General features: G+C 62.1%; 24 protein-coding genes. 15 read left to right on the forward strand and 9 right to left on the reverse strand.

Annotated features, from left to right (window positions below; all coding sequences use genetic code 11):
• Window positions 1-43 precede the first annotated feature (43 nt).
• The 6 genes from EC919_RS01540 to EC919_RS01565 form a co-directional block, all read right to left on the reverse strand.
• Window positions 44-1,054 carry an ABC transporter ATP-binding protein gene (locus tag EC919_RS01540; protein WP_133770545.1) on the reverse strand — a complete coding sequence of 337 codons (1,011 nt, stop codon included), beginning with the start codon at window positions 1,052-1,054 and terminating at the stop codon, window positions 44-46.
• Window positions 1,044-2,069, reverse strand: coding sequence for an ABC transporter ATP-binding protein (locus tag EC919_RS01545; RefSeq protein WP_133770547.1), 1,026 nt, complete (start codon window positions 2,067-2,069; stop codon window positions 1,044-1,046). The genes EC919_RS01540 and EC919_RS01545 overlap by 11 nt, the downstream gene beginning before the upstream one ends.
• The gene (locus tag EC919_RS01550) at window positions 2,066-2,986 is read right to left on the reverse strand and encodes an ABC transporter permease (protein ID WP_133770549.1); all 921 of its coding nucleotides are present in this window, start codon (window positions 2,984-2,986) and stop codon (window positions 2,066-2,068) included. The genes EC919_RS01545 and EC919_RS01550 overlap by 4 nt, the downstream gene beginning before the upstream one ends.
• Window positions 2,983-3,957 carry an ABC transporter permease gene (locus EC919_RS01555; RefSeq protein WP_133770551.1) on the reverse strand — a complete coding sequence of 325 codons (975 nt, stop codon included), beginning with the start codon at window positions 3,955-3,957 and terminating at the stop codon, window positions 2,983-2,985. Before EC919_RS01555 ends, EC919_RS01550 begins: the two co-directional genes overlap by 4 nt.
• The gene (locus EC919_RS01560; RefSeq protein WP_133770553.1) at window positions 3,954-5,414 is read right to left on the reverse strand and encodes an NAD(P)-binding domain-containing protein; all 1,461 of its coding nucleotides are present in this window, start codon (window positions 5,412-5,414) and stop codon (window positions 3,954-3,956) included. The genes EC919_RS01555 and EC919_RS01560 overlap by 4 nt, the downstream gene beginning before the upstream one ends.
• Window positions 5,415-5,952: 538 nt before the next feature.
• A complete protein-coding gene (locus EC919_RS01565) occupies window positions 5,953-6,903 on the reverse strand; it encodes a LysR family transcriptional regulator (RefSeq protein ID WP_133770555.1) in 951 nt (316 codons plus the stop codon).
• Window positions 6,904-7,195: 292 nt separating this feature from the next.
• On the opposite strand from EC919_RS01565, the gene EC919_RS01570 reads away from it, so the two are divergent.
• The 11 genes from EC919_RS01570 (at window position 7,196) to EC919_RS01620 (ending at window position 18,124) form a co-directional block, all read left to right on the forward strand.
• The gene (locus EC919_RS01570; RefSeq protein ID WP_133770557.1) at window positions 7,196-8,551 is read left to right on the forward strand and encodes an iron-containing redox enzyme family protein; all 1,356 of its coding nucleotides are present in this window, start codon (window positions 7,196-7,198) and stop codon (window positions 8,549-8,551) included.
• A complete protein-coding gene (locus tag EC919_RS01575; RefSeq protein WP_133770559.1) occupies window positions 8,548-9,534 on the forward strand; it encodes a methyltransferase in 987 nt (328 codons plus the stop codon). Before EC919_RS01570 ends, EC919_RS01575 begins: the two co-directional genes overlap by 4 nt.
• Entirely contained in the window at window positions 9,531-9,848 is a 318-nt protein-coding gene (locus EC919_RS01580; RefSeq protein ID WP_133770561.1) for a hypothetical protein, read from the forward strand. The genes EC919_RS01575 and EC919_RS01580 overlap by 4 nt, the downstream gene beginning before the upstream one ends.
• A 138-nt stretch (window positions 9,849-9,986) precedes the next feature.
• Window positions 9,987-10,502: a DUF4142 domain-containing protein gene (locus EC919_RS01585; protein ID WP_133770563.1), complete on the forward strand. Its 516-nt coding sequence runs from the start codon at window positions 9,987-9,989 to the stop codon at window positions 10,500-10,502.
• 134 nt (window positions 10,503-10,636) lie between these two features.
• Window positions 10,637-10,879, forward strand: coding sequence for a hypothetical protein (locus EC919_RS01590; RefSeq protein WP_133770565.1), 243 nt, complete (start codon window positions 10,637-10,639; stop codon window positions 10,877-10,879).
• Window positions 10,880-11,123: 244 nt separating this feature from the next.
• Window positions 11,124-13,841 carry a DNA ligase D gene (gene ligD, locus EC919_RS01595; protein ID WP_133770567.1) on the forward strand — a complete coding sequence of 906 codons (2,718 nt, stop codon included), beginning with the start codon at window positions 11,124-11,126 and terminating at the stop codon, window positions 13,839-13,841.
• 469 nt (window positions 13,842-14,310) lie between these two features.
• Entirely contained in the window at window positions 14,311-15,552 is a 1,242-nt protein-coding gene (locus tag EC919_RS01600) for a zinc-dependent alcohol dehydrogenase (protein ID WP_133770570.1), read from the forward strand.
• 25 nt (window positions 15,553-15,577) lie between these two features.
• The gene (locus EC919_RS01605) at window positions 15,578-15,796 is read left to right on the forward strand and encodes a PLDc N-terminal domain-containing protein (protein WP_133770572.1); all 219 of its coding nucleotides are present in this window, start codon (window positions 15,578-15,580) and stop codon (window positions 15,794-15,796) included.
• Between the two features lie 290 nt (window positions 15,797-16,086).
• Window positions 16,087-16,857, forward strand: a complete 771-nt coding sequence (locus tag EC919_RS01610; RefSeq protein ID WP_133770574.1) for a hypothetical protein — start codon at window positions 16,087-16,089, stop codon at window positions 16,855-16,857.
• Window positions 16,857-17,288 carry a phage holin family protein gene (locus EC919_RS01615; RefSeq protein ID WP_133770576.1) on the forward strand — a complete coding sequence of 144 codons (432 nt, stop codon included), beginning with the start codon at window positions 16,857-16,859 and terminating at the stop codon, window positions 17,286-17,288. The genes EC919_RS01610 and EC919_RS01615 overlap by 1 nt, the downstream gene beginning before the upstream one ends.
• Window positions 17,285-18,124, forward strand: coding sequence for a DUF3618 domain-containing protein (locus tag EC919_RS01620; RefSeq protein ID WP_133770578.1), 840 nt, complete (start codon window positions 17,285-17,287; stop codon window positions 18,122-18,124). Before EC919_RS01615 ends, EC919_RS01620 begins: the two co-directional genes overlap by 4 nt.
• A 92-nt stretch (window positions 18,125-18,216) precedes the next feature.
• Here EC919_RS01620 and EC919_RS01625 read toward each other — a convergent pair whose 3' ends face one another.
• Window positions 18,217-19,074, reverse strand: coding sequence for an SDR family oxidoreductase (locus EC919_RS01625; RefSeq protein ID WP_133770580.1), 858 nt, complete (start codon window positions 19,072-19,074; stop codon window positions 18,217-18,219).
• A 445-nt stretch (window positions 19,075-19,519) separates the two neighbouring features.
• Here EC919_RS01625 and EC919_RS01630 point away from each other — a divergent pair, with 445 nt between their 5' ends.
• On the forward strand, window positions 19,520-19,900 hold the full coding sequence (locus tag EC919_RS01630) for a RidA family protein (RefSeq protein WP_133770582.1): 381 nt from the start codon (window positions 19,520-19,522) through the stop codon (window positions 19,898-19,900).
• Between the two features lie 124 nt (window positions 19,901-20,024).
• Complete coding sequence (locus EC919_RS01635; RefSeq protein ID WP_133770584.1) at window positions 20,025-22,019, forward strand: peptidase U32 family protein; 1,995 nt, start codon at window positions 20,025-20,027, stop codon at window positions 22,017-22,019.
• A gap of 68 nt (window positions 22,020-22,087) precedes the next feature.
• Here EC919_RS01635 and EC919_RS01640 read toward each other — a convergent pair whose 3' ends face one another.
• Window positions 22,088-22,417 (reverse strand): hypothetical protein, encoded by a 330-nt coding sequence (locus EC919_RS01640; RefSeq protein WP_133770586.1) that lies wholly within the window; start codon window positions 22,415-22,417, stop codon window positions 22,088-22,090.
• Window positions 22,418-22,703: 286 nt separating this feature from the next.
• Between EC919_RS01640 and pcsA the strand changes: the two genes are divergently transcribed.
• Complete coding sequence (pcsA, locus tag EC919_RS01645) at window positions 22,704-23,423, forward strand: phosphatidylcholine synthase (protein ID WP_133770588.1); 720 nt, start codon at window positions 22,704-22,706, stop codon at window positions 23,421-23,423.
• A 95-nt stretch (window positions 23,424-23,518) separates the two neighbouring features.
• Here the strand turns inward: pcsA and EC919_RS01650 are convergent, their stop codons facing one another.
• Window positions 23,519-23,980: an Lrp/AsnC family transcriptional regulator gene (locus tag EC919_RS01650; protein ID WP_133770590.1), complete on the reverse strand. Its 462-nt coding sequence runs from the start codon at window positions 23,978-23,980 to the stop codon at window positions 23,519-23,521.
• Between the two features lie 207 nt (window positions 23,981-24,187).
• Here EC919_RS01650 and EC919_RS01655 point away from each other — a divergent pair, with 207 nt between their 5' ends.
• The gene (locus EC919_RS01655) at window positions 24,188-25,348 is read left to right on the forward strand and encodes a cysteine desulfurase family protein (protein WP_133770592.1); all 1,161 of its coding nucleotides are present in this window, start codon (window positions 24,188-24,190) and stop codon (window positions 25,346-25,348) included.
• Window positions 25,349-25,421 lie beyond the last annotated feature (73 nt).

Here is a 25,421-nt window from a genome sequence, read left to right on the forward strand (position 1 = left end):
GTACGCAATGGCTAGGATTCAGGACGCGCTTCGACGGGCGCGTTCAGGACAGATCGTTGAGGTGACACGCACTCAGGTGGTTCGGCGAAACCTCCCTCAGGGCCGGAACTTCCTCGCGGCAGCGCGCCGTGGCATGCGGGCAGCGAGGGTGGAAATGACACCCGGCGGGCGGGTTCAGCGGGCTGGGGATTTCCCCTTGAATCGCGTCATAACGGGTACTGCGCACATCGAAACGCGGGATCTGCGCCAACAGCGCCTGGGTGTAAGGATGATTGGCGCGGGCGAACAGGTCATCGACCGAGGCGCTTTCCACCACCCGGCCGAGGTACATGACCACCACGCGATCGCACAGGTGCTCGACCACGCCCAGGTCATGGCTGATGAACAGATAGGTCAGCCCCAGTTCGTCGCGCAGGTCCATGAACAGATTGAGGATCTGCGCCTGAATCGACACGTCCAGCGCCGCCACGGACTCGTCGCAGACCAACAGTTCAGGCTGCACCGCCAGCGCCCGGGCGATGCCGATGCGCTGGCGCTGGCCGCCGCTGAACTGGTGCGGATAGCGCTGGCGCAGTTGCGGGCTGAGCCCGGCCCGCTGCAGTTGCGCGCTGACGTAATCGTCGAAGCCATGTTTGTCGGTCAAGCCGTGCAACAGCGCGCCCTCGCCGACGATGCGGTCCACCCGCAGGCGCGGGTTCAGGCTCGACGACGGGTCCTGGAAGATCATCTGCACTTTCAGGCGCATGGCGTGGCGCTCTTCCGGGGTCAGGCTGTCCCGCGGCTGGCCGTCCACCAGCGCGGTGCCCGACGACACCGGCAACAGGCCCGCGACCATCCGCCCGAGGGTCGACTTGCCGCAGCCGGACTCGCCGACCAGCCCCACCACTTCGCCGCGCTGAATGCGCAAGTCCACCTTGTCGACGGCGTGGGTGACCGGCCGTGGACGGGTCACGTGCAGGCGTTGCAGCAGCCTCTGGACCGAACTGTCTGCGGCTTTGCCGAAGGTCTTGCTGACCTGGCGCAGCTCGATGAGCGGGGTTGATTCACTGCGCATCGGCGGCTCCAGGATGAAAACAACGGACGGTCTGGCCCGGCGCGATTTCGCGCTCGGGCGGTTCTTGAGCGCAGACCGACGTGGCGCGCGAGCAGCGCGCGGCAAACGCGCAACCGGTCGGCATCGACAGCAGGTCCGGCGCCATGCCGGGAATCTGCCGCAGGCGCTGGCCGCGTTTGTTGCGGCTCGGCAGGCTGTCGATCAGGCCTTGGGTGTAAGGGTGTTGCGGACGGTCCAGCACATCGGCCACCGAGCCCTGCTCGACAATGCGCCCGGCGTACATCACCGCCACGTCATCGGCCAGGCCGGCGACCACCGACAGGTCATGGGTGATCCAGATCAGCGAGGTGCCCTGCTCGCGCACCAGCTTCTGCACCTCGCTGAGGATCTGCGCCTGAATGGTCACATCCAGCGCCGTGGTCGGCTCGTCGGCGATGATCAAGTCCGGGGCATGCAGCAACGCAATGGCAATCGCCACTCGCTGGCGCATGCCGCCGGACAGTTGGTGCGGGTAGGCACGCAGGCGTTCTTCCGGGCTGGGAATGCCCATCAGCGCCAGGGTTCGACCGGCATGGGCGCGGGCTTCGCGTTTGCTGACGGTACGATGGGCACGGACGGCCTCGATCATTTGCGTGTCAACCCGCAGCACCGGGTTCAGGGTCATCATCGGGTCCTGAAAAATCATGGCGATGCGGTTGCCCTGCAGTTCCCGCAAGCCGGCTGCGCTGAGCTGCGTCAGGTCACGCCCCTTGAAGAGCACCTGACCGCCGCTGATCCGGCCAGGCGCATCAACCAGGCCGAGGATGGAAAAGCCAGTGACCGACTTGCCCGAACCGGACTCCCCCACCAGACCGAGAATACGGCCGGGCGCGACCCGCAATGACACGTCGCGCACCGCCGGCAACACGCCCGCGCGGGTGTAGAACGAGGTGCACAGATTGCGCACCTCCAGCGTTGGCGTTTGCGTTGGCGCTTGTGTGGACATGGCAGCCGCATTGCGTTCGGGCAGGCTCATCGCAGCAACCTCGGGTTGAGGACATCGCGCAGACGGTCGCCCACTAGATTGATCGCGACGATGGTGATCAACAGTGCCAGGCCGGGAAACAGGCTGATCCAGTACTCGTTGCTGAGCATGTATTGAAAGCCGTTGGCGATCAGCAGCCCCAATGACGGCTCAGTGACCGGCACGCCCAGGCCGAGAAACGACAGGGTCGCTTCCAGCGTGATCGCCCGGGCAATCTGCAGCGCGCCGATGACAATCAACGGCGGCAGGCAGTTGGGCAGAATGTGGCCGACGACAATGCGCCACGGTCCGATGCCCTGGCCGCGTGCGGCATCCACGTATTCGCGGCGGCTTTCGGTCAGGGCCTGGCCCCGCGCGGTGCGAGCGTAGTACGCCCATTCCAGCAAAATCAGTGTGAGCATGACGTTGCCTACGCCTTTGCCCAGCCACGCCAGAATCATCAGCGCCATGAGAATCACCGGGAACGACAGCAGCAGGTCCACCAGCCGCATCAGCAAGGCGTCCAGCCAGCCGCCGACGTAGGCCGAGACCAGCCCGACCAGGGTGCCGATGACTGCCGCGATCAGCGCCGAGCCGATGCCGACCCACAGGCTGATGCGCAGCCCGTACAGGATCGCCGACACCAGATCGCGGCCCTGCCCATCGGTGCCCAGCCAATAGGTGTAACCGCTGTCCATGTTGGCGCTGCCCGGTGCGAGCCGCGCATCCAGCACGTTCAGTTGCATGAGGTCGTAGGGGTTTTGCACCACGATCCACGGTGCCAGCACCGCCACCAGCATGATCAGCACAAGCACCAGCAAGCCGACGACAGCGGTGGGCGAACTGATGAATTCGAGAACGACGCGGCGCCAGGGTGATTGCGCCTGCAGGCCAACGTGGGACGGGACCGGTTTGGAAGCGGCGTTCATCGCGAGCCCTCCACACGAACCCGGGGATCGAGCAGGTAATACAGGCCATCGACGATCAGGTTAAGCACCACGAAAATCACCACCACGACCATCAGATAAGCCACCACCACCGGGCGATCCAGCATGTTGATGCTGTCCAGAATCAACTTGCCGGCGCCGGGCCAGGAGAAAATGCTTTCGGTGACCACCGCGTACGCGATGGTCGAACCCAGCTCCATCGCCAGGACCGTCACCACCGGAATCATGGTGTTGCGCATGACGTGCATGCACATCACCCGCATCGGCGAAAGCCCTTTGGCCCGGGCGAACTTGACGAACTCCTGGGGCAGCACTTCGCGCACACCGGCGCGAGTCAGGCGCAGCACCAGCGAGATTTTGAACAGCGCCAGGTTCAACGCCGGCAGCAGCAGGTGCTGCAGGCCATCAAGGGTCAGCCACGACCATTGCACGCCAAACAGCTCACGGGTTTCGCCACGGCCACTGGCCGGCAGCCAGCCCAGCTTGATCGAGAACAGCATGATCATCATCAGCGCGACCCAGAACGCCGGCAGCGAGAAGCCGACGATGCTGGCGGCCATCATCATTCGCGACAGCGGGTGATCCGGGTAGGTGCCGGCAAACATGCCCAGGGGCACGCCGATCACCACCGCCAGGAACAGTGCGCAGAACGCCAGTTCGAAGGTGGCCGGCAGGCGCTGCAGAATCAGGCGCATGGCGTCTTCGTGATAAACGAAGCTCTGACCAAGATTGCCGTGCACTGCGCCCTTGAGAAAAATCAGGTACTGCTCCCACAGCGGCTTGTCGAGACCGAGATGAGCGATGGCTTGCAGGCGCTCGGCCTGATTGAGGTCTTCGCCCACCAAAATGTCCATCGGGTTGCCGATGGCATTGAGGCCGACGAACACCACCAGGGTCATCAGCAACACCACCAGGAACGACTGAGTCAGTCGCCGCAGCGTCCAGCCGATCATCGAAGCAACTCGTCGGCGGTTGGTTGTCCCGCTACCCACTCGTCACCGAACAGCTCGGGGTCGGCGTAGTTGCGCATGGCGTCGAAGTGCACCTCGACGTCCTCGACGAACAGCTGACCGATCAGCGCCTGGGCCAACCGCTTAGCCCCTTCGCTGATGGCCGGAATGTCGCCGGACACCGCGCCAAAGCTGAGCGCCGCCGGGTAACTGAAGCAGTGAATATGGTTGAGGCCGGGACAGGCGCCGGGGCTCTTTTCCTGGAATTCGAAGCACGTACCCAGATCGGGAAGCTCCGCCAGTTCGGCATCGCTCTCCCCTGCGGGCGGCACATAACGGTCGCGCCAGACGCGGACGTGGTAGGCGAACGGTGCGAACTCCGGGCGCTGCTGAAAGTGCGTGCGAAAACCGGTGGCGAACACCACAAAGTCGGCCTCGATGCGTGCGGTCGGTGTGTTCAGCCACACGCCGCCCACTGGATTCTGCTCGACCGAAACCACCGGACTGTTGAGCAGGAACCGCGCACGACCGGAGCCGGAGACGCGCAATGTGCTGCCCCGTGGCGGCGGCACCTGCTGGGTATTGAGGTAATTGCGGATGCGCCACTTCCAGGCATCCGGCAGACGCCAGTAGCCATGGGTCATGCCCGGGTTGCCAGCGCCTTTGCCCTTGTTGATGCGCGGCAGCTCGGCACGACGAATCAGCAGGTCCACCTTGCTCGCGCCCGATTCAAGTGCAGTCGCGGCGCTGTCCATCGCCGATGCCCCGCCGCCGACCACGGCCACACGCTTGCCCTCGAACCACGCAGGCTGGAGGCCGTCCGCCGAATGGGCCCAGAGCGTGCGCGGCAGTGTGTGGGCGAAATCCGGCACCCACGGCCCGCCGAGGCCGTCCCGTCCGGTGGCGAGCACCACATGGCGTGCGCGCAAATGCAGGGTGTGGCCGGCAGTTTCGATGTCCAGCTCGACCAGCCCGTCGGCACGCGGCGCCACATGGCTGACCCTGTGTTCATTGCGCACGTCCAGGGCCAGGACCTTGCGGTACCAGCGCAGGTATTCAGCCCATTGCAGGCGCGGAATCTTGTCCAGCGCCGCCCAGCCTTCGCTGCCGAACTGAGCCTCGTACCAGGCCCGAAACGTCAACGCCGGCAGGCCAAGGGCCGGGCCGGTGAGTTGTTTGGGCGAGCGCAGGGTTTCCATTCGCGCCGTCGTCGCCCAAGGCCCCTCGAAACCGGCTGGCGCCTGATCGAACACCACTGCGGCCACACCGGCATGTTTCAGCTCCGCCGCCAGGGCCAGGCCGGCCATGCCGCCGCCGATGATCGCCACGTCCAGCACCGGCGCACCTTCGCTGTAAACGGGTTTGACCCATGGGCTGGCTGGCAGATCAAGCCAGGTCAGGTCCTGTTGCAGACGGCTTTCCAGTGCGGCAAGACCTGAGGGAATCAGCGTGTCAAACATCGGGAGTACTCGGGAATCGATCGGGTGATGCTGGATGTTGAATTCAAGAAACGTTCCAGAACTGTCGAATAATGAATTCATAACTGCTTTGAATGCTTAATCCGAATACTAAAAGCCACTCCTTATTCTCGCAACGCGCAAAAAAGCATATCGATATAGCTAAACGTAGGATGAGTGTCCGCTATGCCGCCCTCCCGGCTACAGCAGGTCCTACAGGAATCTGGGTCATTGCGAAGTCGCTGCGTCGTACGCGGAAATGTAGGACCGGCTTCAGCCGGGAAGAGGCCAGTGCATCCGACACATCAATAGCGCCAATGACGCACCCTTCCCGGCTAAAGCCGGTCCCACTGGGGTTATGCGTTGTTACACATTCATGCGCCGAGCGCAGAATTGTGGGACCGGCTTCAGCCGGGAAGAGGCCAGTACACCCGACACATCTATAGCGCCAATGACGCACCCTTCCCGGCTACAGCCGGTCCCACAAGAAGTGTTCCAACCGACTCACATGGGGCGCGCCCGAGATTTCCCTGCGGGTGATCTATTCCGCATAAATGCTCTGCAGCAGCGCATCGTGTGCACTGGCCTCGTGCATGAGCATGTCCGGAAGCAGTTGTCTGGCCGAGCGGGCGATTTCCTCGATCAGTGCCTGGGCAACATCTGACAGCGGGTGGGCGAACGCGGAGATCAGGCCGAAGAAGAAGGGAATATTGCAGGCGATAGGCCGCACCACCACACCTTCCACCGGAACACCCATCGCGGTAAACGGGTCCACCAGCGCAATGCCCAGCCCGGCCCGGGCCATCTGCATGGCGATCAGCGAGGTATTGGTGTCGAGCATACGCGGCGTTCCACCTCCAGCGTCGGCAAAGGCCTTGTCGATGCGTCGGCGGAAGCGGTAGGGGTTGGCCATGGTCACCAGCGTTTGCTGAGACAGCAGCTCCATCGACAGCGCGTCATGACGCGCCAGTTCGGAATCCGCTCGAAGCACTGCCAAACAGGGCGCTTCGCCGATCCAGTGGATGTCCAGGCCGCGATGCTCCAGCGGCAGGCTGACCGCGCCCAGGTCCATGGTCTTGGATAACACCGCCTGGACCACGTTCTCCGGCGACATGCTTTGCAGCTGCACCTGCTGCGGCCGCAGATGCTCGGGCAAACGCGCCAGCGCAGCGGGCAGCAGCCCCGCCGCCAGCGCCGAAATCGCCACCAGCTTGATCTGATGGTTTTCCTCTTGGGCAATATGCGCAGCGCGCTGGCGAATGTTGCGGATACCCAGCAGCGCGCTCTCGACCTCGCCGTACATCATGAACGCCTTGTGGGTCGGCGTGACTTTCGGGCCGCTGCGCTCGAACAACGCGAACCCCAGTTCCTGCTCCAGCTCCTGAATGACCCGCGTAACCGAAGGCTGCGAGCGGCCCAGCATCTTGCCGGCGGCAGTGACACTCCCTGCGGACATCACCGCCGCAAATGCTTCCAGTTGACGCAGATCCATAAAAAGAGCCTTACCACAGGGTTAATGAAGACTGCGCGCAACCCGCGAGGCCGCGGGTTCGCGAGTGGCCGAAGTCTACACGGTGAGGCGAAAACGGCGCGAGGTCGTCTATCCGACCCTCGGTACGGGGCCGGTCCTTGTACGATCCTGAATCCAGTGATCGTCATTTGAGTACAGATCCCGGCCATTCATCCGCCACGGGTGTCGATCATCGACTGACCTGCAACCCGATGGAATTTTCCCGAACCGCCTCCCTCTGACCTACATATCAAGAAAAGTCAGCAGGCTACCCATGACCTCTTTACAGCTACTTTCCGAGCGTTCTGCCACGGCGCATGTATCCACAGGCGCCCACTACTCGTTGTACTCCCGTCTGCTGCGCGGACAGGTGGACGCTGAGCGGGATAACGTCCGTGATTTTCTCCAGGACCAACTGGAGATGGCGAAAACGCTGCCGTCAAACCTGCCTGCTGACCTGAACGACCTGTCCTCATGGGTGGCCAGCAACAGTCATTCCGTGGCCGAGCAATATGGTGTCTATCTGCAAGAACGCCGCGCCGGCGGACCCCGGAAGTTTTTCACCAACAAGGCTCACGCGCTGTATTTCCTGCAAAGCGTTGCGCCGAGCAAGCTGGTGGATGGCGCCTGGTTATACGGCACGGTCAGACATGCCAATGACTGGCGCTATCACGGCCTGATCCGCACCTACCTCGAAGAATTGGGCGACGGTGAGCCTGCGCTGAACCACGTCGTGCTGTACCGCAATCTGCTCACCGAACACGATTGCGCGCCCATTGCGCCGCTCGACGATGCGCTCTATCTGCAGGGCGCCATTCAGCTGGGTCTCGGCCATTTGAGCGACGAGTTCCTGCCGGAAATCCTTGGCTATAACCTCGGTTATGAACAGCTACCACTGCACCTTCTGATCACGTCGTTCGAGTTGAGTGAGCTGGGCATCGACCCGTATTACTTCACCCTGCACGTGACCATCGACAACGCCAGTTCGGGCCACGCCCACAAGGCCGTGGAGGCCGTGCTGGATCTGTTGCCGAACGACGACAGTAAGGGTGCATTTCTCCAGCGTCTGCGCGCGGGTTACCTGCTCAACGATCTTGGCATTGGTTCGACGGACATCGTCCGCGCATTCGATCTGGAAGAAGAAGTGGTCTCGATGCTGGAGACCAAAAGCACCTTCGGCCAGCACATGCACTCCGATTACTGCCGCCTTGAAGGCCGCACCATCAACGACTGGCTCGCCACCCCTGGCCAAAGCCGTCAGCTGCTGAGCGCGCTGGAAGATCGCGGCTGGATCAAGCGCAATCAAGACCCGCAGGACAGCCGTTTCTGGCAACTGATCGACGGTCCCGGCGCCGTGATGTTCGGCGTGTTCAGCGGCTATGAAATGCAGCTATTGAAGGACTGGATCGCCGGAGACTGGCAGGCGTCGGAGCCAGGCAACCCTTTCCGCACCCGCTTTCGCCGCCGCCCTGTGGCAGCAACCGACATCGCACAGCCACGCAACGTCCCTGCCCTGTCGTTCGAGAAACTGGTCGAGCTGATCGCTCCCGATTCCCATCCGACGCCCGAAGGTCTGGCGGCTACTCGAATCTATGCTCGCCAGCTGGCGCAAGGAAGCCTGACACGATGAACCTGCAGACATTGCCTGAGCCAACACTCGATACCCCGGAAACAAACGACGAAGGCCACGACCTGGCGCTGCTGCAATTGGGCCAGCGCCTCCAGGCCGCTGGCTATCGCTTTACGACGGTCACACCGTTGACCCATCAGCGGGTCAACGGGCGTGAGCAAAACCGCAAGGCCCGCAGCCTGCGCGACGTCTTCGGCTGGAGCCGCCCCTTCGAGACCGGCCTGCTGGACGAAGCCGAGCTCGAAGGGTTGCTCGCCGCCGGTGTGCTGCGTGCCCATGCCGGCATGTGGGCCAGTGAAGTGCGTTGGTCGAGCCTTGATGACTTGATGTTCGTCCACTCCGCCTTCCCCACCGTGGCCCACGATTCGGTGTTTTTCGGCCCCGACACTTATCGTTTTGCCCAAGCCATTGATGAGCACCTGCGCACGTCGACGCACCCGATTCGCACCGCCGTGGACATCGGCTGCGGCAGTGGCGTCGGCGCGATCCTGATTGGCCGGGCCCGCCGGGATGCCAGTGTGCTGGCGGTGGACATCAACCCCACTGCCCTGCGCTTTACCGCCGTCAACGCGTCGCTGGCCAAGGCCGACAACGTTGTGGCCTACCACAGCGACATTCTGGCGGGGACCACCGGCGAGTTCGACTTGATCGTCGCCAACCCGCCGTACATGAAGGACACACAGGAACGCGCCTACCGCCACGGGGGCGAGCAGCTGGGTTCCGAGCTGTCCGTACGCATCCTGGCACGAGCCATCGAACGCCTGGCGCCGGGCGGCAGCGTGTTGTTGTACACCGGCGCGCCGTCAGTGGACGGGGTTGACCTCTTCCTGGAGCAGGCGCGCAAACTTGTCGACCGTCCCGACCTCGCCTGGTCCTACCGCGAGATGGACCCTGACGTGTTCGGTGAAGAACTGGAAACGGAGACTTATCAGGCAGCGGACCGCATCGCTGCGGTAGTGCTGACGGTCACGCGGATTCAGTGAAGTATCCGACCACGCCGGACGGACGTTATTTCGTCGTCAAGGGCCAGCTATGGCGCTGCAGTAACCCGGCCCTTGGTGTGGAGCAGCGGCAGGAGTGGGTCAATGCGTTGATGAAGGCGCGGCAAGCCGTCAAGTTCGCGAAGCGCACCGAGGATGTCGGCGCGCTCAAGTCGGCTCGCGCTTCAGTCAATGAAGCGAAGATCGCCTTGGGTGAGCGCGGTCCGGTGTGGTGGTCGGACGGTGCAGCGGACTTCAATCGCCACAAGGCTGTTAACACGCCCTATCGGGAATGGTTTGAGTCACTGCAAGCGTGAGTTGTGACTGAATCAAGACGGGCGAAAGATGACCTGTCAGCGGCTCCTTATTAAATTCGCTGAACGATTAATGGGTTCATTGCGTCGGAATTAGTACGGGCACTCAAGCCACGTCAAGGACAGAAGAGGAACTTCACTATGGCAAATCTTATTCAGACTTCCGCACTCGCATTGTTGATGGCCATCGGCAGCCAAGGTGCGTTCGCTGCTCAAGACAATGATGACTTTGTCGAAGATGCATCCGCCAAAGGTGTGGCAGAAGTTGAGGCCGGCAAACTTGCGCTGGAAAAAGGCAGTTCTGCGGACGTTAAAGCGTTCGCTGAAATGATGGTTAAAGATCACACCGCCGCTAACACCAAATTGAAGGGCATTGCTGACAGCAAGAAGCTGGAAGTGTCTGACAACGCCATGCTCCTGGACAAAGCGAAAGCCATGATCCTTGAGCTGCGCAGTTCGAAGTCGTTTGATCAGGCGTATGCGAACAACCAGGTTGTCGCCCATGAAAAAACCATCGAGCTGTTCAAGAAGGAAGCTGCCGAGGGCAAAGACGCTGATCTGAAGGCGTTCGCGACCGCGACCCTGCCGAAGCTGGAAGAGCACCTGACCCACGCCAAGGCCTTGGCCAAAGCACACGGCGGTGACGCTGCCAAGTAATTCGGCCGGTGCCTGTCACAGGCTGATCCGAAGGTTTAGTTGAGAGAGGCAGGGTGTAGATACCCTGCCTTTTTCATATCTGTCAGAGTGTCTTCATGCGACACACGCCCGCCCCTTAGTACGTGAGGCACGACATGAGCAATGCAACCCGCAATCAAATGGCTGTTGTCCTGAATCAGCTCGACGAACTTCGCAGCAGCGTAAACGAACTGTTCCGGCTTGAATTATCCGAAGTCACCGAGCTGACCGGCCACCAGACGGTGGACGACAAACAGAGCATCGCCCAATGCTTCGCCACGCTGGAAGCCTCCATCGTCGACATGGAGCAGACTCTGGCGATGCTCGCCGAAGCGACCGAGCAGCGTGGGGTTATTTAGCCACGCCACTACCAAGGCCTGAGCAGTGATTTTGCAGCGCCTCCACTGGCGCCCCCCCCCCCCGGCTAAAGCCGGTCCCACTACCAGACCACGCTTCACCGGTAGGACCGGCTTCAGCCGGGAACAGGCCCGTGCAGACACCTTCATTATTGAATGTGTTGGGCGATGGGCCCCGACCCCGGAACTCCGCCCTTCCCGCGAACTCTGCCTTTAACAGACACATGCCGCAGGGTGAGGGATTTCCATGAGCGCCGGACTGGACGAATACAACCGCAAGCGCGATTTCGACGCGACGCCGGAGCCGTCAGGCAATACGAAGAAAAAGCGTGCGTCGACCAAAAAGGCAGCGCACGCCCTTCAGTTCTGCATCCAGAAGCATGATGCCTCCCGCCTGCATTACGACTTCCGTCTCGAAATCGACGGAACGCTGAAAAGCTGGGCCGTGCCCAAGGGCCCCTCGCTGGACCCCAAAGCCAAGCGCCTGGCGGTGCACGTCGAGGATCACCCGGTCGAATACGCCACCTTCGAAGGCAGCATTCCCGAGGGGCATTACGGTGCGGGCGACGTCATCGTCTGGGATCGCGGCGTCTGGACGCCCCTCTCCGACCCGACCGAAGCCTACGCCAAGGGCAAGCTGAAATTTGCCTTGCAGGGTGAGAAGCTCGGCGGCGTGTGGAACCTGGTCAAGACGCACATTCCCGGCAAGCAGGAGCAGTGGTTTCTGATCAAGCATCAGGACGAATTCGCCCGCCCGGAAACCGACTACGACGTCGTCAAGGCGCTGCCCGACAGCGTGCTCAGCGAGCGCACCCTGATTCCCAAAAAACGCGGGGCCAAAACGGGGTCATCCGGGGCGGCTTCATCTGGCTCGGCAAAATCCAGGTCGGCAACGTCCACGCCTGAGGAGCCGAAGCCGGTAGAAAAGGTCCCGGCCCCTCGGAAAAAATCCACCAGGGCGCAACTGGTGGGTGCCGAGCCCGCCGAACTGCCGGATCTGATCAAGCCGGAACTGGCCACCCTGGTGGAGTCGGCGCCCGAGGGCGACTGGCGCTACGAGATAAAATTCGACGGTTACCGGGTCATGGCGCGGGTCGCCGACGGCAAGGTGCAGTTGTTCACCCGCAATGGCCATGACTGGACGCACAAGTTGCCCCGCCAGGCCGAAGCCATCGCCGGGCTGGGCCTTGAGTCGGCCTGGCTGGACGGCGAAATGGTCGTTGCCAACGACGATGGCGTGCCCGACTTCCAGGCCCTGCAGAATGCCTTCGAGGCCGGCCGCAGCGGCCACATCATTTATTACCTGTTCGACATGCCTTTCCTGAACGGCATGGACCTGCGCGAAGTGCCGGTGGAGCAGCGTCGCGCCGCACTGTCCAAGGTGCTCGAGCGGACCGACGACGAGGTACTCAGGTATTCCGAAGACTTCGCCGAAGTGCCGGAAATTCTGCTCAACAGCGCCTGCCAGATGAAGATGGAGGGCCTGATCGGCAAACGCGCTGGCAGCCCTTATGTGTCGCGCCGCAGCGGTGACTGGATCAAGCTCAAGTGCAAGCGCCGCCAGGAATTCGTCGTCGTGGGCTATACCGATCCGAAGGGCACACGCAGCAAATTCGGCGCGTTGCTACTGGGGTTGCACGATGCCGACAGTGGCGAGCTGAGGTACGCCGGCAAGGTCGGCACCGGCTTCAATGAAGCGACACTGGGCACGATCTACGACCAACTGACGCCGCTCTACGCCAGGAAGGCTGCGGTGGTGAATCCGCCCACCGGCTTTGAAGCCAAAGGCGTGCACTGGCTCAAACCGGTGCTGCTGGCAGAAGTGGCCTTCGCCGAGATCACCAAAGAGGGATCGGTGCGGCACGCGGTGTTCCATGGTCTGCGCACCGACAAGCCAGCCGAGTCGATCACCGAAGAGCTCGCCGCTCCGGCGTCTTCCGCCGGTCAAACATCCGAGCCAGAGCAAGTATCAGAGCCGCCGGAAGAGGCGCCAAAACCCTCGGCCAAGCGTAAACGCGCACCAGCATCAAAGGCGGTCAAGTCTGAACAAAGCCGGCCTGGATCTGCGGCCTCCACCGACACCACAACGGGCAAGATCCGCCTGACCCACCCCGAGCGGGTGATCGACCCTACCAGCGGCGCGACCAAGCGTGACCTCGCCGATTATTACATCCGCATTTCCGACTGGCTCCTGCCGCAACTGGCCCAACGCCCGGTGGCGCTGGTAAGAGCGCCGGAGGGCATCGGCGGTGAGCTGTTCTTCCAGAAAAACGCCGACCGCCTTGCCATCCCCGGCATCGAGACCATGGGCAAGGAATACACCGGCCACCCGGTGATGCTGATCAATAACATCGAAGCACTGATCGGCGCCGTGCAGATGAGCGCCATGGAGCTGCACACCTGGAACGCCGTCGCCAGGGACCTTGAGCGGCCGGACCGTTTCATTCTTGACCTCGACCCTGATCCGGCGCTGCCCTGGAAAACCATGGTCGAAGCGACGCAACTGACCCTCGCCGTGCTGGATGAACTGGGGCTCAAATCCTTTCTGAAAACCAGCGGCGGCAAAGGCATTCACGTGGTCGTTCCGCTGACACCGAAAGCAGACTGGGACGCCGTGAAAGACTTCAGCCACGCCATCGTCAAGCACATCGCCAGGCTGCTGCCGGAGCGGTTCTCGGCGGTGTCAGGGCCGAAGAACCGCATTGGCAAGATCTTCATCGACTACCTGCGCAACGGCCTCGGCGCCACCACCATCTGCGCGTACTCGGTGCGCACACGGGAAGGCCTGCCGGTGTCAGTGCCGATCTATCGCGAAGAGCTGCTGGAGATAAAAGGCGCCAACGCGTGGGACATCAACACCGTCCACGAACGCCTCGCCGAACTGGACAGCGACCCCTGGGCCGACCTGGGCAGAACCCGCCAAACCATTACCGCAGAAATGCGCAAGCGCGTCGGGCTCAAATAGCCCAACCGCGCACACCGCGGGGGCCCTGCATTCACCTGATAGGACCGGCTTCAGCCGGGAAGGCGTCGGTGGCGACACCGCAAAATTGATGGCGCTTACACCGACCTCTTCCCGGCTAAAGCCAGTCCCACTGAAACACCGCGATCACCTGGTAGGACCGGCTTCAGCCGGGAAGGCGGCGGCAGCCACACTGCAAAATTGATGGCGCTCCCACCGACCTCTTCCCGGCTAAAGCCAGTCCTACTGAAACACCCCGATCATAGAGTGGGACCGGCTTCAGCCGGGAAGGCGGCGGCAGCCACACTGCAAAATTGATGGCGCTCCCACCGACCTCTTCCCGGCTAAAGCCAGTCCCACCGAGGCACCGCACGCGCCGCTAATCCCCCATCACTGCAAAGTCCTGAACTAAACCTCTCGTTACCTGCTCCGCTACATAGTTGCCCCTAATTAATCGCGGAGAAAAACCACAATGAGAGCACTCACCTACCACGGCGCCCATGATGTGAAGGTCGACACCGTTGCCGATCCGGTCCTCGAACAACCTGACGACATCATCCTGCGCGTGACCGCCACCGCGATCTGCGGCTCCGACCTGCACCTGTACCGCGGCAAGATCCCCACCGTCGAACACGGCGATATCTTCGGCCACGAATTCATGGGCATCGTCGAGGACACCGGCTCTGCCGTGACCGCCGTGCAGCGCGGCGACCGGGTGGTGATCCCCTTCGTCATTGCCTGCGGCGAATGCTTCTTCTGCAACATGGACCTGTATGCCGCCTGTGAAACCACCAATACCGGTCGCGGCGCGATCATGAACAAGAAGGCCATTCCACCGGGGGCTGCGCTGTTCGGCTTCAGTCACTTGTACGGCGGCATACCCGGCGGCCAGGCCGAGTACGTGCGCGTGCCCAAGGCCAACACCGGCCCGTTCAAAGTCCCCGGCACGCTGTCGGACGAAAAGGTGCTGTTCCTCTCCGACATCCTGCCCACCGGTTACCAGGCGGTCCTCAACACCGGCATCGGCCAAGGCTCGAGCATCGCCATCTACGGCGCAGGGCCTGTTGGGTTGATGGCAGCGGCCGTGGCCCGGATGCTCGGCGCCGATCAGATCTTCATGGTCGACCATCACGCTTACCGGCTGGCGTACGCCCAGGCCACCTACGGCGTTATCCCGATCAACTTCGATGAAGACGATGACCCGGCTGATACCATCATTCGTCAGACCAAGGGCATGCGTGGTGTGGATGGCGTGGTTGATGCGGTGGGCTTCGAAGCCAAGGGCAGCACCACCGAAACCATCCTGACCAACCTTAAGATGGAAGGCAGCAGCGGCAAGGCCTTGCGCCAGTGCATCGCCGCCGTGCGCCGTGGCGGCGTGGTCAGCGTGCCGGGTGTGTACGCCGGTTTCATCCACGGCTTCCTGTTCGGCGATGCGTTCGACAAGGGCCTGACCTTCAAAATGGGCCAGACCCACGTGCAGCGCTACCTGCCGGAATTGCTCGAGCACATCGAGGCCGGCCGTCTAGCGCCCGAAGCGATCATCAGCCACCGCATGTCCCTGGAGCAGGCCGCCGAGGGTTACAAGATTTTCGACAAGAAGCAGGAGGACTGCCGCAAGGTCATCCTGACCCCCGGCAGCCCGGAAATCCCTCTGACGGCATCCGTGACTGAAACTGAAACTGGAACGGTCACCGGCATCCCCGCCATGTGATCCCGCGCGCACCGAGGACAAGGACATGGAAACGCTGTTTTCGATTGCCGTGGCGCTCATCATTCTGCTGGTGGACGTGTGGGCCATCGCCAGTGTATGGCGCACCACCCGATCGGTTGGCACGAAGATCGGCTGGGCGGTACTGATCTTCATCTTCCCCGTCATCGGTGTTGCCATCTGGGGCATCGCCGGACCGAGGGGCATCGCCGTGGCCCCTACGTCCAAGGAACACAGCAAGGGCTGAACTGGCCCATCCCCGGCGCGGGGTCGCAATGACCGCGCGCCGTTGCTTCCCGCACCCTCCCCTCGTTCGAATCAAACCACGCTCGAACAGATCGATTAATCGCCCGCGTTTGCGGCGGTCGGACCAACTGCTCGACCGTCCGTCTTCGACCCCGAACTCGCGCTTCTCTCGGCCCCTCCACCCTTACACAGCCTGCAGATTCCCGGCAGCGTGAGATGGCCAGGTGCGCCCGCTCCAGCGTGTGCCTTTGCCCCGAATGATGTCCCGATTGATTTAAGGATGATGATCAAATGCCTACATTCAGCGAAGACACCGCAGGCGCTCAAGCGCGCCCCGCGTCTCCCGGCGAGGCGCTGCACACGTTGCAGGAAGACGCAAAAGACCTGCTCGACACGGCCCGCGATCACGGCACCGAGCAGTTCGGCAATTACCGCGACGGCGCCGCCGAGCAGATCGAAAACCTGGCCAAGACAGCAAGCGCTGCAGCCGAAGAGCTGCAGGACAAGGACGCCTTGGGCATCTCCCATTACATCAGTGACATCGCCGAGAGCCTGAGCGCGTTTGCGACCAGCATCCGCGGCAAGAGCGCCGAAGAAATGCTGCAACAGGCCGGGCGCCTGGCGCGGGAGAACCCTGCGCTATTCGTCACGGGCAGTGTCGCGGTGGGCTTCGGGCTGTCGCGATTCCTCCGCGCCAGCAGTCCGGACCTGACGGCGTCGACCTCGTCCACGTCGTCAGCCGCCACTGACTCGCCGCAGTACCCCTCAGGCGATCGGGATACCGGTGTCAAGGCCGGCGAAAGCGAAGGTGATGGGCTGAGCGCTCGTCCTGCCCACGAAGGCGAGGCAGCCCACGGTGCGCCGATCCAGCGGCCGGACCCACTCGCCCCCCGCGACCCCGCCGCTCACGGCTCGGCCACAGCGGACCTCGAAGAGGGCGGCGGCATTCAGCAATCGGGGTTAGAACTGGGCAGCTTCAATGCAGACCCCGGCACAGCCTCCAGCCCGGCGCCCACCCACTCGCCGACGCCTGACAAGCCCGCGCCACGAGGAGAATTCTGATGTCGATCAATTCTGAACTCCCGCCGCGCGGCACCAGCAGCCACAACGGCGACACCGACGTTTCGGCGCTCGGCATCATCCGCCAGCTGGCCCACGAAGTCCCCGCGCTGATCAGCGAAGAACTCGCCTTGGCCAAAGCCGAAATCCGCGCTTCGGTCGCCACGGCCAAAGCCGCGTCCGCCGCCCTTGTCGGCGGTATGGTCATCATGCTGGCGGGGTTGGTGATCCTGCTGCTGGCGGCCGTTTATGCGCTGGCGATGGTCGTGGCTCCCTGGCTGGCCGCGCTGATCGTGGGCGTAGCGGCGATGATCGTCGGTTTGTTGATGGTGCAATCCGGCAAGAAACACCTCGAAGCCACCCAACTGGCCCCTGAGCGCACGATGCACTCGCTCAGCAAGGACAAAGACGCTATCCAGAGGAAAGTCTCATGAGCATCGACAGCAGCTTTGCCAACGAAGATGAACTGAACCGCGACATCCCCGATCCGCTGCTAGCGAACAGCCCGGACGCGATCGAGCGCAACATCGACGCGCGAAGGGCCAACATCGAAAACCTCGTCGACGCCCTGGAAAGCAAGCTGTCGCCCGGACAACTGATCGACCAGGCGCTGACGTTCACCAAGGAAAACGGCGGCGAGTTTTTCGGCAATCTCGGCACCTCGATCAGGAACAACCCGATGCCGATGCTGCTCACCACGGTGGGCATTTCCTGGCTGATGCTCGGCCAGAACCAAAAGCCCAGCGCCGGGTCCGGTGGCAGCGGTGCTTCGATGCTCGGTCAGTTGGGCGAGAAGCTCAGCGGAGCAGCCCACAGCGTGACCGAGGCGTTCAGCGGCGCGACGGATCACGCACGGGAATCGGCGCATCAGGCCAGCGACAAGGTCGGCCATCTCGGTGAGTCCGCTAGCCAGACACTGGACGATCTCAAGCAGCAGGCCGGCGAAAAGGCAGCGGCGATGAAAGACACGCTGTCGTCCACCGCGGGCGATGCCCAGGAGGCGCTTCTGCGACAAAGCCGAAACGTTCAGGGCACCTTCCAGTACCTGCTGCGGGAACAACCGTTGGCGCTCGCCGCCATGGGCATCGCACTGGGGGCGGCCCTGGGGGCTGCACTGCCGAGCACCGAGAAAGAAGACAAGGCGTTCGGCAAGGCCAGCGACAACCTTACGCAGAAAGCCAAGGCGACCGTCAGCGAGACATGGGAGACAGTCTCTGACGCCGGGAGGAACATGGCAGATGACCTGAAGAACACCGCCAAGGGGGTTTGACAGTGTAAAAACGAGGGACGAAAAAAGGGGCTGCGCAGGCAGCCCCTTTGCATGAGCACGACGAGCGTGCCTATGCCCAGCGTTTGCAACCCTTACAAAATCGGCTTGCCACCGGTGACGCCGTAGCGCGTCCCGGAGATATAACTGCCTTCGTCGGAGCCCAGCAGCACATAGATCGGTGCCACTTCCACCGGTTGGCCAGGACGGCCGAGGGGCGTTTCTTCGCCGAAGCTTTTCACGTCCTCGTCGGTCATGGTCGACACAATCAGCGGCGTCCAGATCGGGCCGGGGGCGACGCTGTTCACACGAATGCCGCGCTCACCCAGCAATTGCGCCAGGCCGGCGGTGAAGTTGGCAATGGCGCCCTTGGTGGCGGCGTAAGGCAGCAGCGTCGGCTTCGGCGAATCGGAATTGACCGAACTGGTGTTGATGATCGAGCTGCCCGCGGCCATGTGGGGCACCGCCGCTTTGCAGATGCGAAACATCGCGGTGACGTTGATATCGAAGGTTTTCACCCACTCCTCATCGGGGATTTCCTCGAGGGTTTTGTGGGACATCTGGAACGCGGCGTTATTGACCAGCACGTCGATGCGGCCAAACTTCTTCATCGTTTCATCGACTATCGCCAGGCACTGGGCCTTTTCGGCCAGATCGCCCGGCAGCAGCAGGCATTGACGGCCCGCCTCTTCCACCCAGCGCGCGGTTTCCTTGGCGTCTTCGTGCTCGTCGAGGTACGAAATCGCGACGTCAGCACCCTCGCGGGCATAAGCGATCGCGACTGCGCGGCCAATGCCGCTGTCGCCGCCGGTGATCAGCGCAATCTTGTTGCTCATGCGGCCCGAGCCCTTGTAGCTCTTCTCGCCGCAATCCGGGTAGGGGTCCATTTTGCTCTGATCGCCAGGCACCGGCTGCTGCTGAGGCTTGAACGGCGGTTTCGGGTAATCGGTCATGGGGCTCTCCTTGAAATTGTCCAACGCAAACGGTCAGCGTGAAGGGTGGACTGAAGGCCCGGGGGATGAGTTCGGAGTTTTTCGAAATGGCTGTGCCAGGCGGTTTCATCGCGGGTATCGCCGCGGCGTCGATTATTTCCACATCCGCAACACTGTATTGCTAAATGTTAGCTAGCTAACGGAATTAAGCGCTGCTACTTTCAATCACGTTGAATCCGCCGATTTGACACCCCCCTCGGAGCCGCCTTCACGTCAGAGATAACGTGACGGCGGCTTGCTTTTTTGTGCCGGCCCCAGGGCTTATCGGTATGAAGCCTGAACGGTTCCGTGCTGACTCGTCCCGCCGCAAACGCTGTCAAGCCTCCCTTTTCCCATCCGAGTCGGACATCATGACCGCCGGCCGTTTGCTGGCCTGTCATTCCTACACTCGGAGAAGAGCATCCCCATGGCAAACCACGACATCACCTTCACGCCGGATCCCGACGCCGATTCCATCTCCTCGGACGTGGCCGGTTTCGGCGGCCTGCTGGTTTCCACGCAGATCCCCACCCGTGCCGACGGCAGTCTTGAGCTGGGCGGTATCGTCGAGCAGAGCGAGTGCACGCTGCAGGCGCTGAAAGTGGCGCTGGAGCGGGCCGGCAGTTCCATGGACCGTGTGCTGCACCTGACCATCTACCTCACCGACATGGCCGATCGCGCCGCTTTCAACGAAGTCTATAAACGCTTTTTCGCCAAACCCTGGCCGGTGCGCGCCGCGGTGGGCGTCGCCGCGCTGGCCGTCGACGGCATGCGCGTGGAAGTCACGGCGATGGCCGCCAAGGCCTGATCAGGCGGGTTTCCCGGCGCCTCTGTCATTCAAGGCGGGCGCCATCGGGCAGCAGACGGGTGCCGGTCAGGCGTTTCGCCGCTACAATGCGCGCCTTGACCGTGACCGTGCCGACTAAAAAAATATGTCTCTGCCCAAACATCACCTGGAACTGCTCAGCCCTGCCCGCGACGTGGCCATTGCCCGCGAGGCCATTCTGCATGGCGCTGACGCGATCTACATTGGCGGCCCCAGCTTCGGCGCGCGCCACAACGCGGCCAACGACGTCAGCGAAATCGCCCAACTGGTCGAGTTCGCCCGCCGTTACCACGCCCGCGTCTTCACCACCATCAACACCATCCTTCACGACAACGAACTGGAGCCGGCGCGCAAGCTGATTCATCAGCTCTACGACGCAGGCGTCGACGCGCTGATCGTGCAGGACCTCGGCGTGATGGAGCTGGACATTCCGCCCATCGAGCTGCACGCCAGCACCCAGACCGACATCCGCACCCTGGAACGCGCCCGTTTCCTTGATCAGGCCGGCTTCTCGCAGCTGGTGCTGGCCCGCGAGCTGAACCTGCAGGAAATCCGCGCCATCGCCGACCAGACCGATGCGGCCATCGAGTTCTTCATCCACGGTGCGCTGTGCGTGGCCTTCTCCGGTCAGTGCAATATTTCCCACGCGCACACCGGTCGCAGTGCCAACCGTGGCGATTGCTCCCAGGCCTGTCGCCTGCCCTACACGCTGAAAGACGATCAGGGCCGCGTCGTTGCGTACGAAAAACACCTGCTGTCGATGAAAGACAACAACCAGAGCGCCAACCTTCGCGCACTGGTGGATGCAGGCGTGCGTTCGTTCAAGATCGAAGGTCGCTACAAAGACATGGGTTACGTGAAGAACATCACGGCTTATTACCGTCAGCGTCTGGACGACATTCTCGAAGACCGTCCGGACCTGGCCCGCGCCTCCAGCGGCCGCACCGCACACTTCTTCCTGCCGGACCCGGACAAGACCTTCCACCGGGGCAGCACCGACTACTTCGTCACTGACCGCAAGATCGACATCGGCGCATTCGATTCCCCGACCTTCACCGGCCTGTTGGTCGGCGTGGTCGAGAAAGTCGGCAAGCGTGATTTGCAGGTGGTGACCCATGAGCCGCTGTCCAACGGTGACGGTCTCAACGTGCTGGTCAAGCGCGAAGTGGTGGGTTTCCGCGCCAACATCGCCGAGCCCAAAGGCGAGTTCGAAGAAGACGGCGAGAAGCGCTACCGCTACCGCGTCGAGCCGAACGAGATGCCGAAGGGGTTGCAACTACGGCCGAACCATCCGCTCAGCCGCAACCTCGATCACAACTGGCAGCAGGCATTGCAGAAGACCTCGGCCGAACGCCGTATCGGTTTGGCATGGGTGGCGCGTCTGCGTGAAGAGCGTCTGGAACTGGTCGCCACCAGCGAAGAAGGCATCAGCGCCTGCGTCGAGCTGAACGGTCCGTTTGGCGTGGCCAACAAACCGGAACAGGCGCTGGAGCAACTGCATGATCTGCTCGGCCAGCTCGGCACCACCGAATACCACGCGACCGCCATCGAGCTGGACGCACCGCAAGCGTTCTTCATTCCGAACTCGCAACTCAAAGCGCTGCGCCGTGAAGTCATCGAATCCTTGACCGCCGCGCGCATCCAGGCGCACCCGCGCGGCGCCCGCAAGCCGGAAACCTCGCCGCCGCCGGTTTACCCTGAGGCGCACCTGTCGTTCCTGGCCAACGTCTACAACGAGAAGGCCCGGCACTTCTATCACCGTCACGGCGTGCAGTTGATCGACGCCGCGTACGAGGCCCATGAAGAAAAGGGCGAAGTGCCGGTGATGATCACCAAACACTGCCTGCGGTTCTCCTTCAACCTGTGTCCGAAGCAGGCCAAGGGCGTGACCGGCGTGCGCACCAAGGTGGCGCCGATGCAGCTGGTGCATGGCGATGAAGTGCTGACGTTGAAGTTCGACTGCAAGCCGTGCGAGATGCACGTGATCGGCAAGATCAAGGGGCACATCCTTGGTCTGCCCCATCCGGGCAGCGGCGTGCAGGTGGTGGGGCATATCAGCCCTGCCGACTTGCTGAAAACCATCCCGCGCGCGCCGCACTGATCCTGTCGTATTGCGCTGATCGCGCTGCACCTTTTCGGAATGGAGCTTCCGGGATGCAGCGCGGTGATTCAGCGCCGGGCGACTTCGTGCTTGATGCAGCCTTCGTAATACACCTGCTTGACGCTTTCCGGCCGCAGCCGCGACGGGCTGTCGTAGGTCTGTTCGGTAATGCCGAGTGCGCTCATGCGCATCCATTGCTGGGCGAAGTGCTGGGCCTGCATCTTCTTGCGGGCGCCATACAGCGTCAGACCGGACAGTTTGTATTGCTGAGCGGTGCCGGCCATCCCCGCGCCCCAGGTGCAGAGGTCGCGCTCATTCTTGCTCGGACTGCGCGCGAAGGCTTGGGAAGTCATCAATGCGAGAAGACAGAAGGTCAATAGAGCCCTGAGAAATGACATGCGATTCCTTGCCTAAGTGATTGATCAGGCGCGGATTCTGACGAGGTATATGTTTCGAAGGGGCCAGCATATGGCCTGCTTTTTCGGTCAGCCGACCAATGACACCTGCGCCGCCCCGTTCCATCGCGTGGCGTCACATTTGGGTAACGAAAGCTTGCGCCGCCTGCTACCGTGTAGGGGTTACGTCTGAACCTTATCGATCGATTCCCGGTCGATAGATGCACCTCTGGTTCCGTCGACCGCTGCCGTACCCGACCGAACCCGCTTATTTCCAGAAGGACCGTCCATGATTCCGATTCAACGCATCGCCTGGCTCAAGGCCTGGGGCGCCCATGGTTTTACCGCCACGGGGGTGGTGCTCGCCTTTCTCGCGACCATTGCTCTGTTCGATAACCAACCCAAGGCGTGCCTGCTCTGGCTGGGTTTTGCCCTGATCGTCGACGGCGTAGACGGCTCCCTGGCGCGCAAGCTGAACGTGCAGTCGGTCCTGCCGCACTTCGACGGCTCCGTTCTCGACCTGGTGATCGATTACCTGACCTACGTGTTCATCCCTGCCCTGTTCATCTATCGCTATATACCGCTGCCGGAATACACCCTGCTGCTGACCACCTCTATCATTCTGGTGTCGTCGCTGTTCTGTTTCTGCAACGTAGAGATGAAGAGCAAGGACAACTACTTTCAGGGTTTCCCCGCCGCCTGGAACGTCGTTGCCCTGTGCGTGTACATCCTTTCCCCGGCACCGTGGCTGACCTTCATCACGGTGATCTGCCTGGCGCTGCTGACCGTTACACGCATGAAGTTCCTGCACCCGTTCCGCGTGCGCCGCTTCATGCCCCTCAACATTGCAGTCACCGCCGTCTGGTTCTTCTGCAGCTTCCTGCTGGTGATGAATCACCCGTACAACGCGTCGGTGACGCTGTTCGTATGGTTGGCCATGTCGGCGTACTTCCTGGGGATCTGCATCTGGCGCACGTCGATGGAATGGATCGACAAAGCCCGCGTCTAACCTCTCCAAGCATAAAAAAGCAGCCGTCGTCGTATGGCTGCTTTTTTTTGGGCGGTGTTTAGACCGGGTGTTTGCAATTCACGGCGACGCGAATTTCACACCGTATAGTTCAACGGTAACTGGGTGGTGGATTTGATCTGCTCCATGGCGAAGCTGGAACTCATGTCAGTGATGCCGGATAACTGGATCAGCTTTTTGTAGACGGCGTCATAGCCGGCGATGTCCGGCACCACAATCCGCAGCATGTAATCGGTGTCGCCAGCCATGCGGTAGCACTCCACCACTTCGGGCAACGTGGCAATCAGGTCGTGAAAACGACCCAGCCACTGGGCGTTGTGCTGGTTGGTGCGAATGGCGGCGAACACCGTCACGGCGACGTTCAATTGCCCCGGGTCCAGCAGCGCGACCCGTCCGCGAATCATGCCCTGCTCTTCAAGCTTTTGTACCCGACGCCAGCACGCGGTGCTGCCGAGACCGACGCTGTCAGCGATTTCCGCGATCGGGCGGGTGCAGTCGTTTTGCAGAATGCCGAGGATGGCCTGGTCGAATTTGTCCATGGAATGCGCAGTGGCCTCAGTGAAGTCATATGCCGGGAAGCGATAAAGATAGGCCCAAAAACGCGAAGCTGAAAATAATATTCCGATAAGACTCCATTTAACGGAAATAAATTCTACGTGCTGCGCAAATCTCCGTGGAGGAATCAATTTTTTTTCAGCCTGACGCTAGTAGTATTTTCTGCACGACGGACAGCGCAGAACCTCCCAATGAAAACACTCCCTTGTTATTTCGATTACGCCGCCACCACACCAGTCGATGACCGCGTCATCCAGGCCATGGTCACCTGCCTGGGCCGCGAAGGTACCTTCGGCAACCCGGCCTCCAGCTCCCACGCCTACGGCAATCAAGCCCGCCAGGCCGTTGAACTGGCGCGCCGGCAGGTTGCAGAACTGGTGGGTTGCAACGCCGATGCGCTGGTCTGGACCTCAGGCGCGACCGAATCAAACAACCTTGCGATCAAGGGCATCGCGCTTAACCCCAACCACGGCGCCCGCCGCCACCTCATCACCAGCACCATCGAACACAAAGCCGTCATCGACACCGTCCGCCAGCTCGAGCAGGCCGGTTGCCCGGTGACCTGGCTCGAACCCGACAACCGCGGCCTGATTCACCCCGACGCCGTGCGCGAGGCACTGCGCGACGACACCCTGCTGGTGTCGCTGATGCTGGTCAACAACGAGCTGGGCACCGTCACTGATATCGCTGCCATTGGCCAAATCGTCCGTGAACACGGCGCCCTGTTCCACGTCGACGCCGCCCAGGGCGCTGGCAAACTGGCGATCGAGTTGAGCGCATTGCCGGTAGACCTCATGTCCTTCTCCGCACACAAAACCTACGGCCCGAAAGGTATCGGTGCCTTGTACATCGGCGAACACGCACGGCCGCTGCTCGAAGCACAGATGCACGGCGGCGGCCACGAACAGGGTTATCGCTCCGGCACCCTCGCCACCCACCAGATCGTCGGCATGGGCGCGGCGTACGCACTGGCCAGCGCTGAAATGGACGAAGAGGTTGCACGCATCAGTGCCTTGTCGGCGCAACTGCGCGAAGGTCTGCTGAGCCTGGACGGCGTAAGCCTGAACGGTGATCCGCAGCAACGCGTTCCTCATACGCTCAACGTCTGCATCAACAGCCCGGGGTTTAACGTTGCCAGTCTTGCCAGCGAACTGGCCGTTTCCTCGACTTCGGCGTGTAACTCGGCGAGCAGCAGCGTTTCTCACGTGTTGCTGGCGCTGGGGTTGAGTCAGGCTCAAGCCGGGCGCAGCTTGCGGCTTAGCCTGGGGCGGTACACCGAGGTGAGTGATGTGGAAAAGGCGATTGCGGTGATTGCCGGTAAGTTGAGTGCGCCGGCTACGACGTTTTGGTGATCAATTAAAGTCAGATAGCAGATAGGGGATCTGATTTATTTACAGCGCTTCACCGTAAATTAATCTGTCCCCG

The organism is Pseudomonas graminis, assembly GCF_004364335.1.
Taxonomy (GTDB): Bacteria; Pseudomonadota; Gammaproteobacteria; order Pseudomonadales; family Pseudomonadaceae; genus Aquipseudomonas; species Aquipseudomonas graminis_D.

Bases quoted from the DNA above. Each gene is read 5' to 3' on its own strand.
- EC919_RS01540 (WP_133770545.1), bottom strand. From the start codon at position 1,054: ATGCGCAGTGAATCAACCCCGCTCATCGAGCTGCGCCAGGTCAGCAAG.
- EC919_RS01545 (WP_133770547.1), bottom strand. From the start codon at position 2,069: ATGAGCCTGCCCGAACGCAATGCGGCTGCCATGTCCACACAAGCGCCA.
- EC919_RS01550 (WP_133770549.1), bottom strand. From the start codon at position 2,986: ATGAACGCCGCTTCCAAACCGGTCCCGTCCCACGTTGGCCTGCAGGCG.
- EC919_RS01555 (WP_133770551.1), bottom strand. From the start codon at position 3,957: ATGATCGGCTGGACGCTGCGGCGACTGACTCAGTCGTTCCTGGTGGTG.
- EC919_RS01560 (WP_133770553.1), bottom strand. From the start codon at position 5,414: ATGTTTGACACGCTGATTCCCTCAGGTCTTGCCGCACTGGAAAGCCGT.
- EC919_RS01565 (WP_133770555.1), bottom strand. From the start codon at position 6,903: ATGGATCTGCGTCAACTGGAAGCATTTGCGGCGGTGATGTCCGCAGGG.
- EC919_RS01570 (WP_133770557.1), top strand. From the start codon at position 7,196: ATGACCTCTTTACAGCTACTTTCCGAGCGTTCTGCCACGGCGCATGTA.
- EC919_RS01575 (WP_133770559.1), top strand. From the start codon at position 8,548: ATGAACCTGCAGACATTGCCTGAGCCAACACTCGATACCCCGGAAACA.
- EC919_RS01585 (WP_133770563.1), top strand. From the start codon at position 9,987: ATGGCAAATCTTATTCAGACTTCCGCACTCGCATTGTTGATGGCCATC.
- EC919_RS01590 (WP_133770565.1), top strand. From the start codon at position 10,637: ATGAGCAATGCAACCCGCAATCAAATGGCTGTTGTCCTGAATCAGCTC.
- ligD (WP_133770567.1), top strand. From the start codon at position 11,124: ATGAGCGCCGGACTGGACGAATACAACCGCAAGCGCGATTTCGACGCG.
- EC919_RS01600 (WP_133770570.1), top strand. From the start codon at position 14,311: ATGAGAGCACTCACCTACCACGGCGCCCATGATGTGAAGGTCGACACC.
- EC919_RS01605 (WP_133770572.1), top strand. From the start codon at position 15,578: ATGGAAACGCTGTTTTCGATTGCCGTGGCGCTCATCATTCTGCTGGTG.
- EC919_RS01610 (WP_133770574.1), top strand. From the start codon at position 16,087: ATGCCTACATTCAGCGAAGACACCGCAGGCGCTCAAGCGCGCCCCGCG.
- EC919_RS01615 (WP_133770576.1), top strand. From the start codon at position 16,857: ATGTCGATCAATTCTGAACTCCCGCCGCGCGGCACCAGCAGCCACAAC.
- EC919_RS01620 (WP_133770578.1), top strand. From the start codon at position 17,285: ATGAGCATCGACAGCAGCTTTGCCAACGAAGATGAACTGAACCGCGAC.
- EC919_RS01625 (WP_133770580.1), bottom strand. From the start codon at position 19,074: ATGACCGATTACCCGAAACCGCCGTTCAAGCCTCAGCAGCAGCCGGTG.
- EC919_RS01630 (WP_133770582.1), top strand. From the start codon at position 19,520: ATGGCAAACCACGACATCACCTTCACGCCGGATCCCGACGCCGATTCC.
- EC919_RS01635 (WP_133770584.1), top strand. From the start codon at position 20,025: ATGTCTCTGCCCAAACATCACCTGGAACTGCTCAGCCCTGCCCGCGAC.
- EC919_RS01640 (WP_133770586.1), bottom strand. From the start codon at position 22,417: ATGTCATTTCTCAGGGCTCTATTGACCTTCTGTCTTCTCGCATTGATG.
- pcsA (WP_133770588.1), top strand. From the start codon at position 22,704: ATGATTCCGATTCAACGCATCGCCTGGCTCAAGGCCTGGGGCGCCCAT.
- EC919_RS01650 (WP_133770590.1), bottom strand. From the start codon at position 23,980: ATGGACAAATTCGACCAGGCCATCCTCGGCATTCTGCAAAACGACTGC.
- EC919_RS01655 (WP_133770592.1), top strand. From the start codon at position 24,188: ATGAAAACACTCCCTTGTTATTTCGATTACGCCGCCACCACACCAGTC.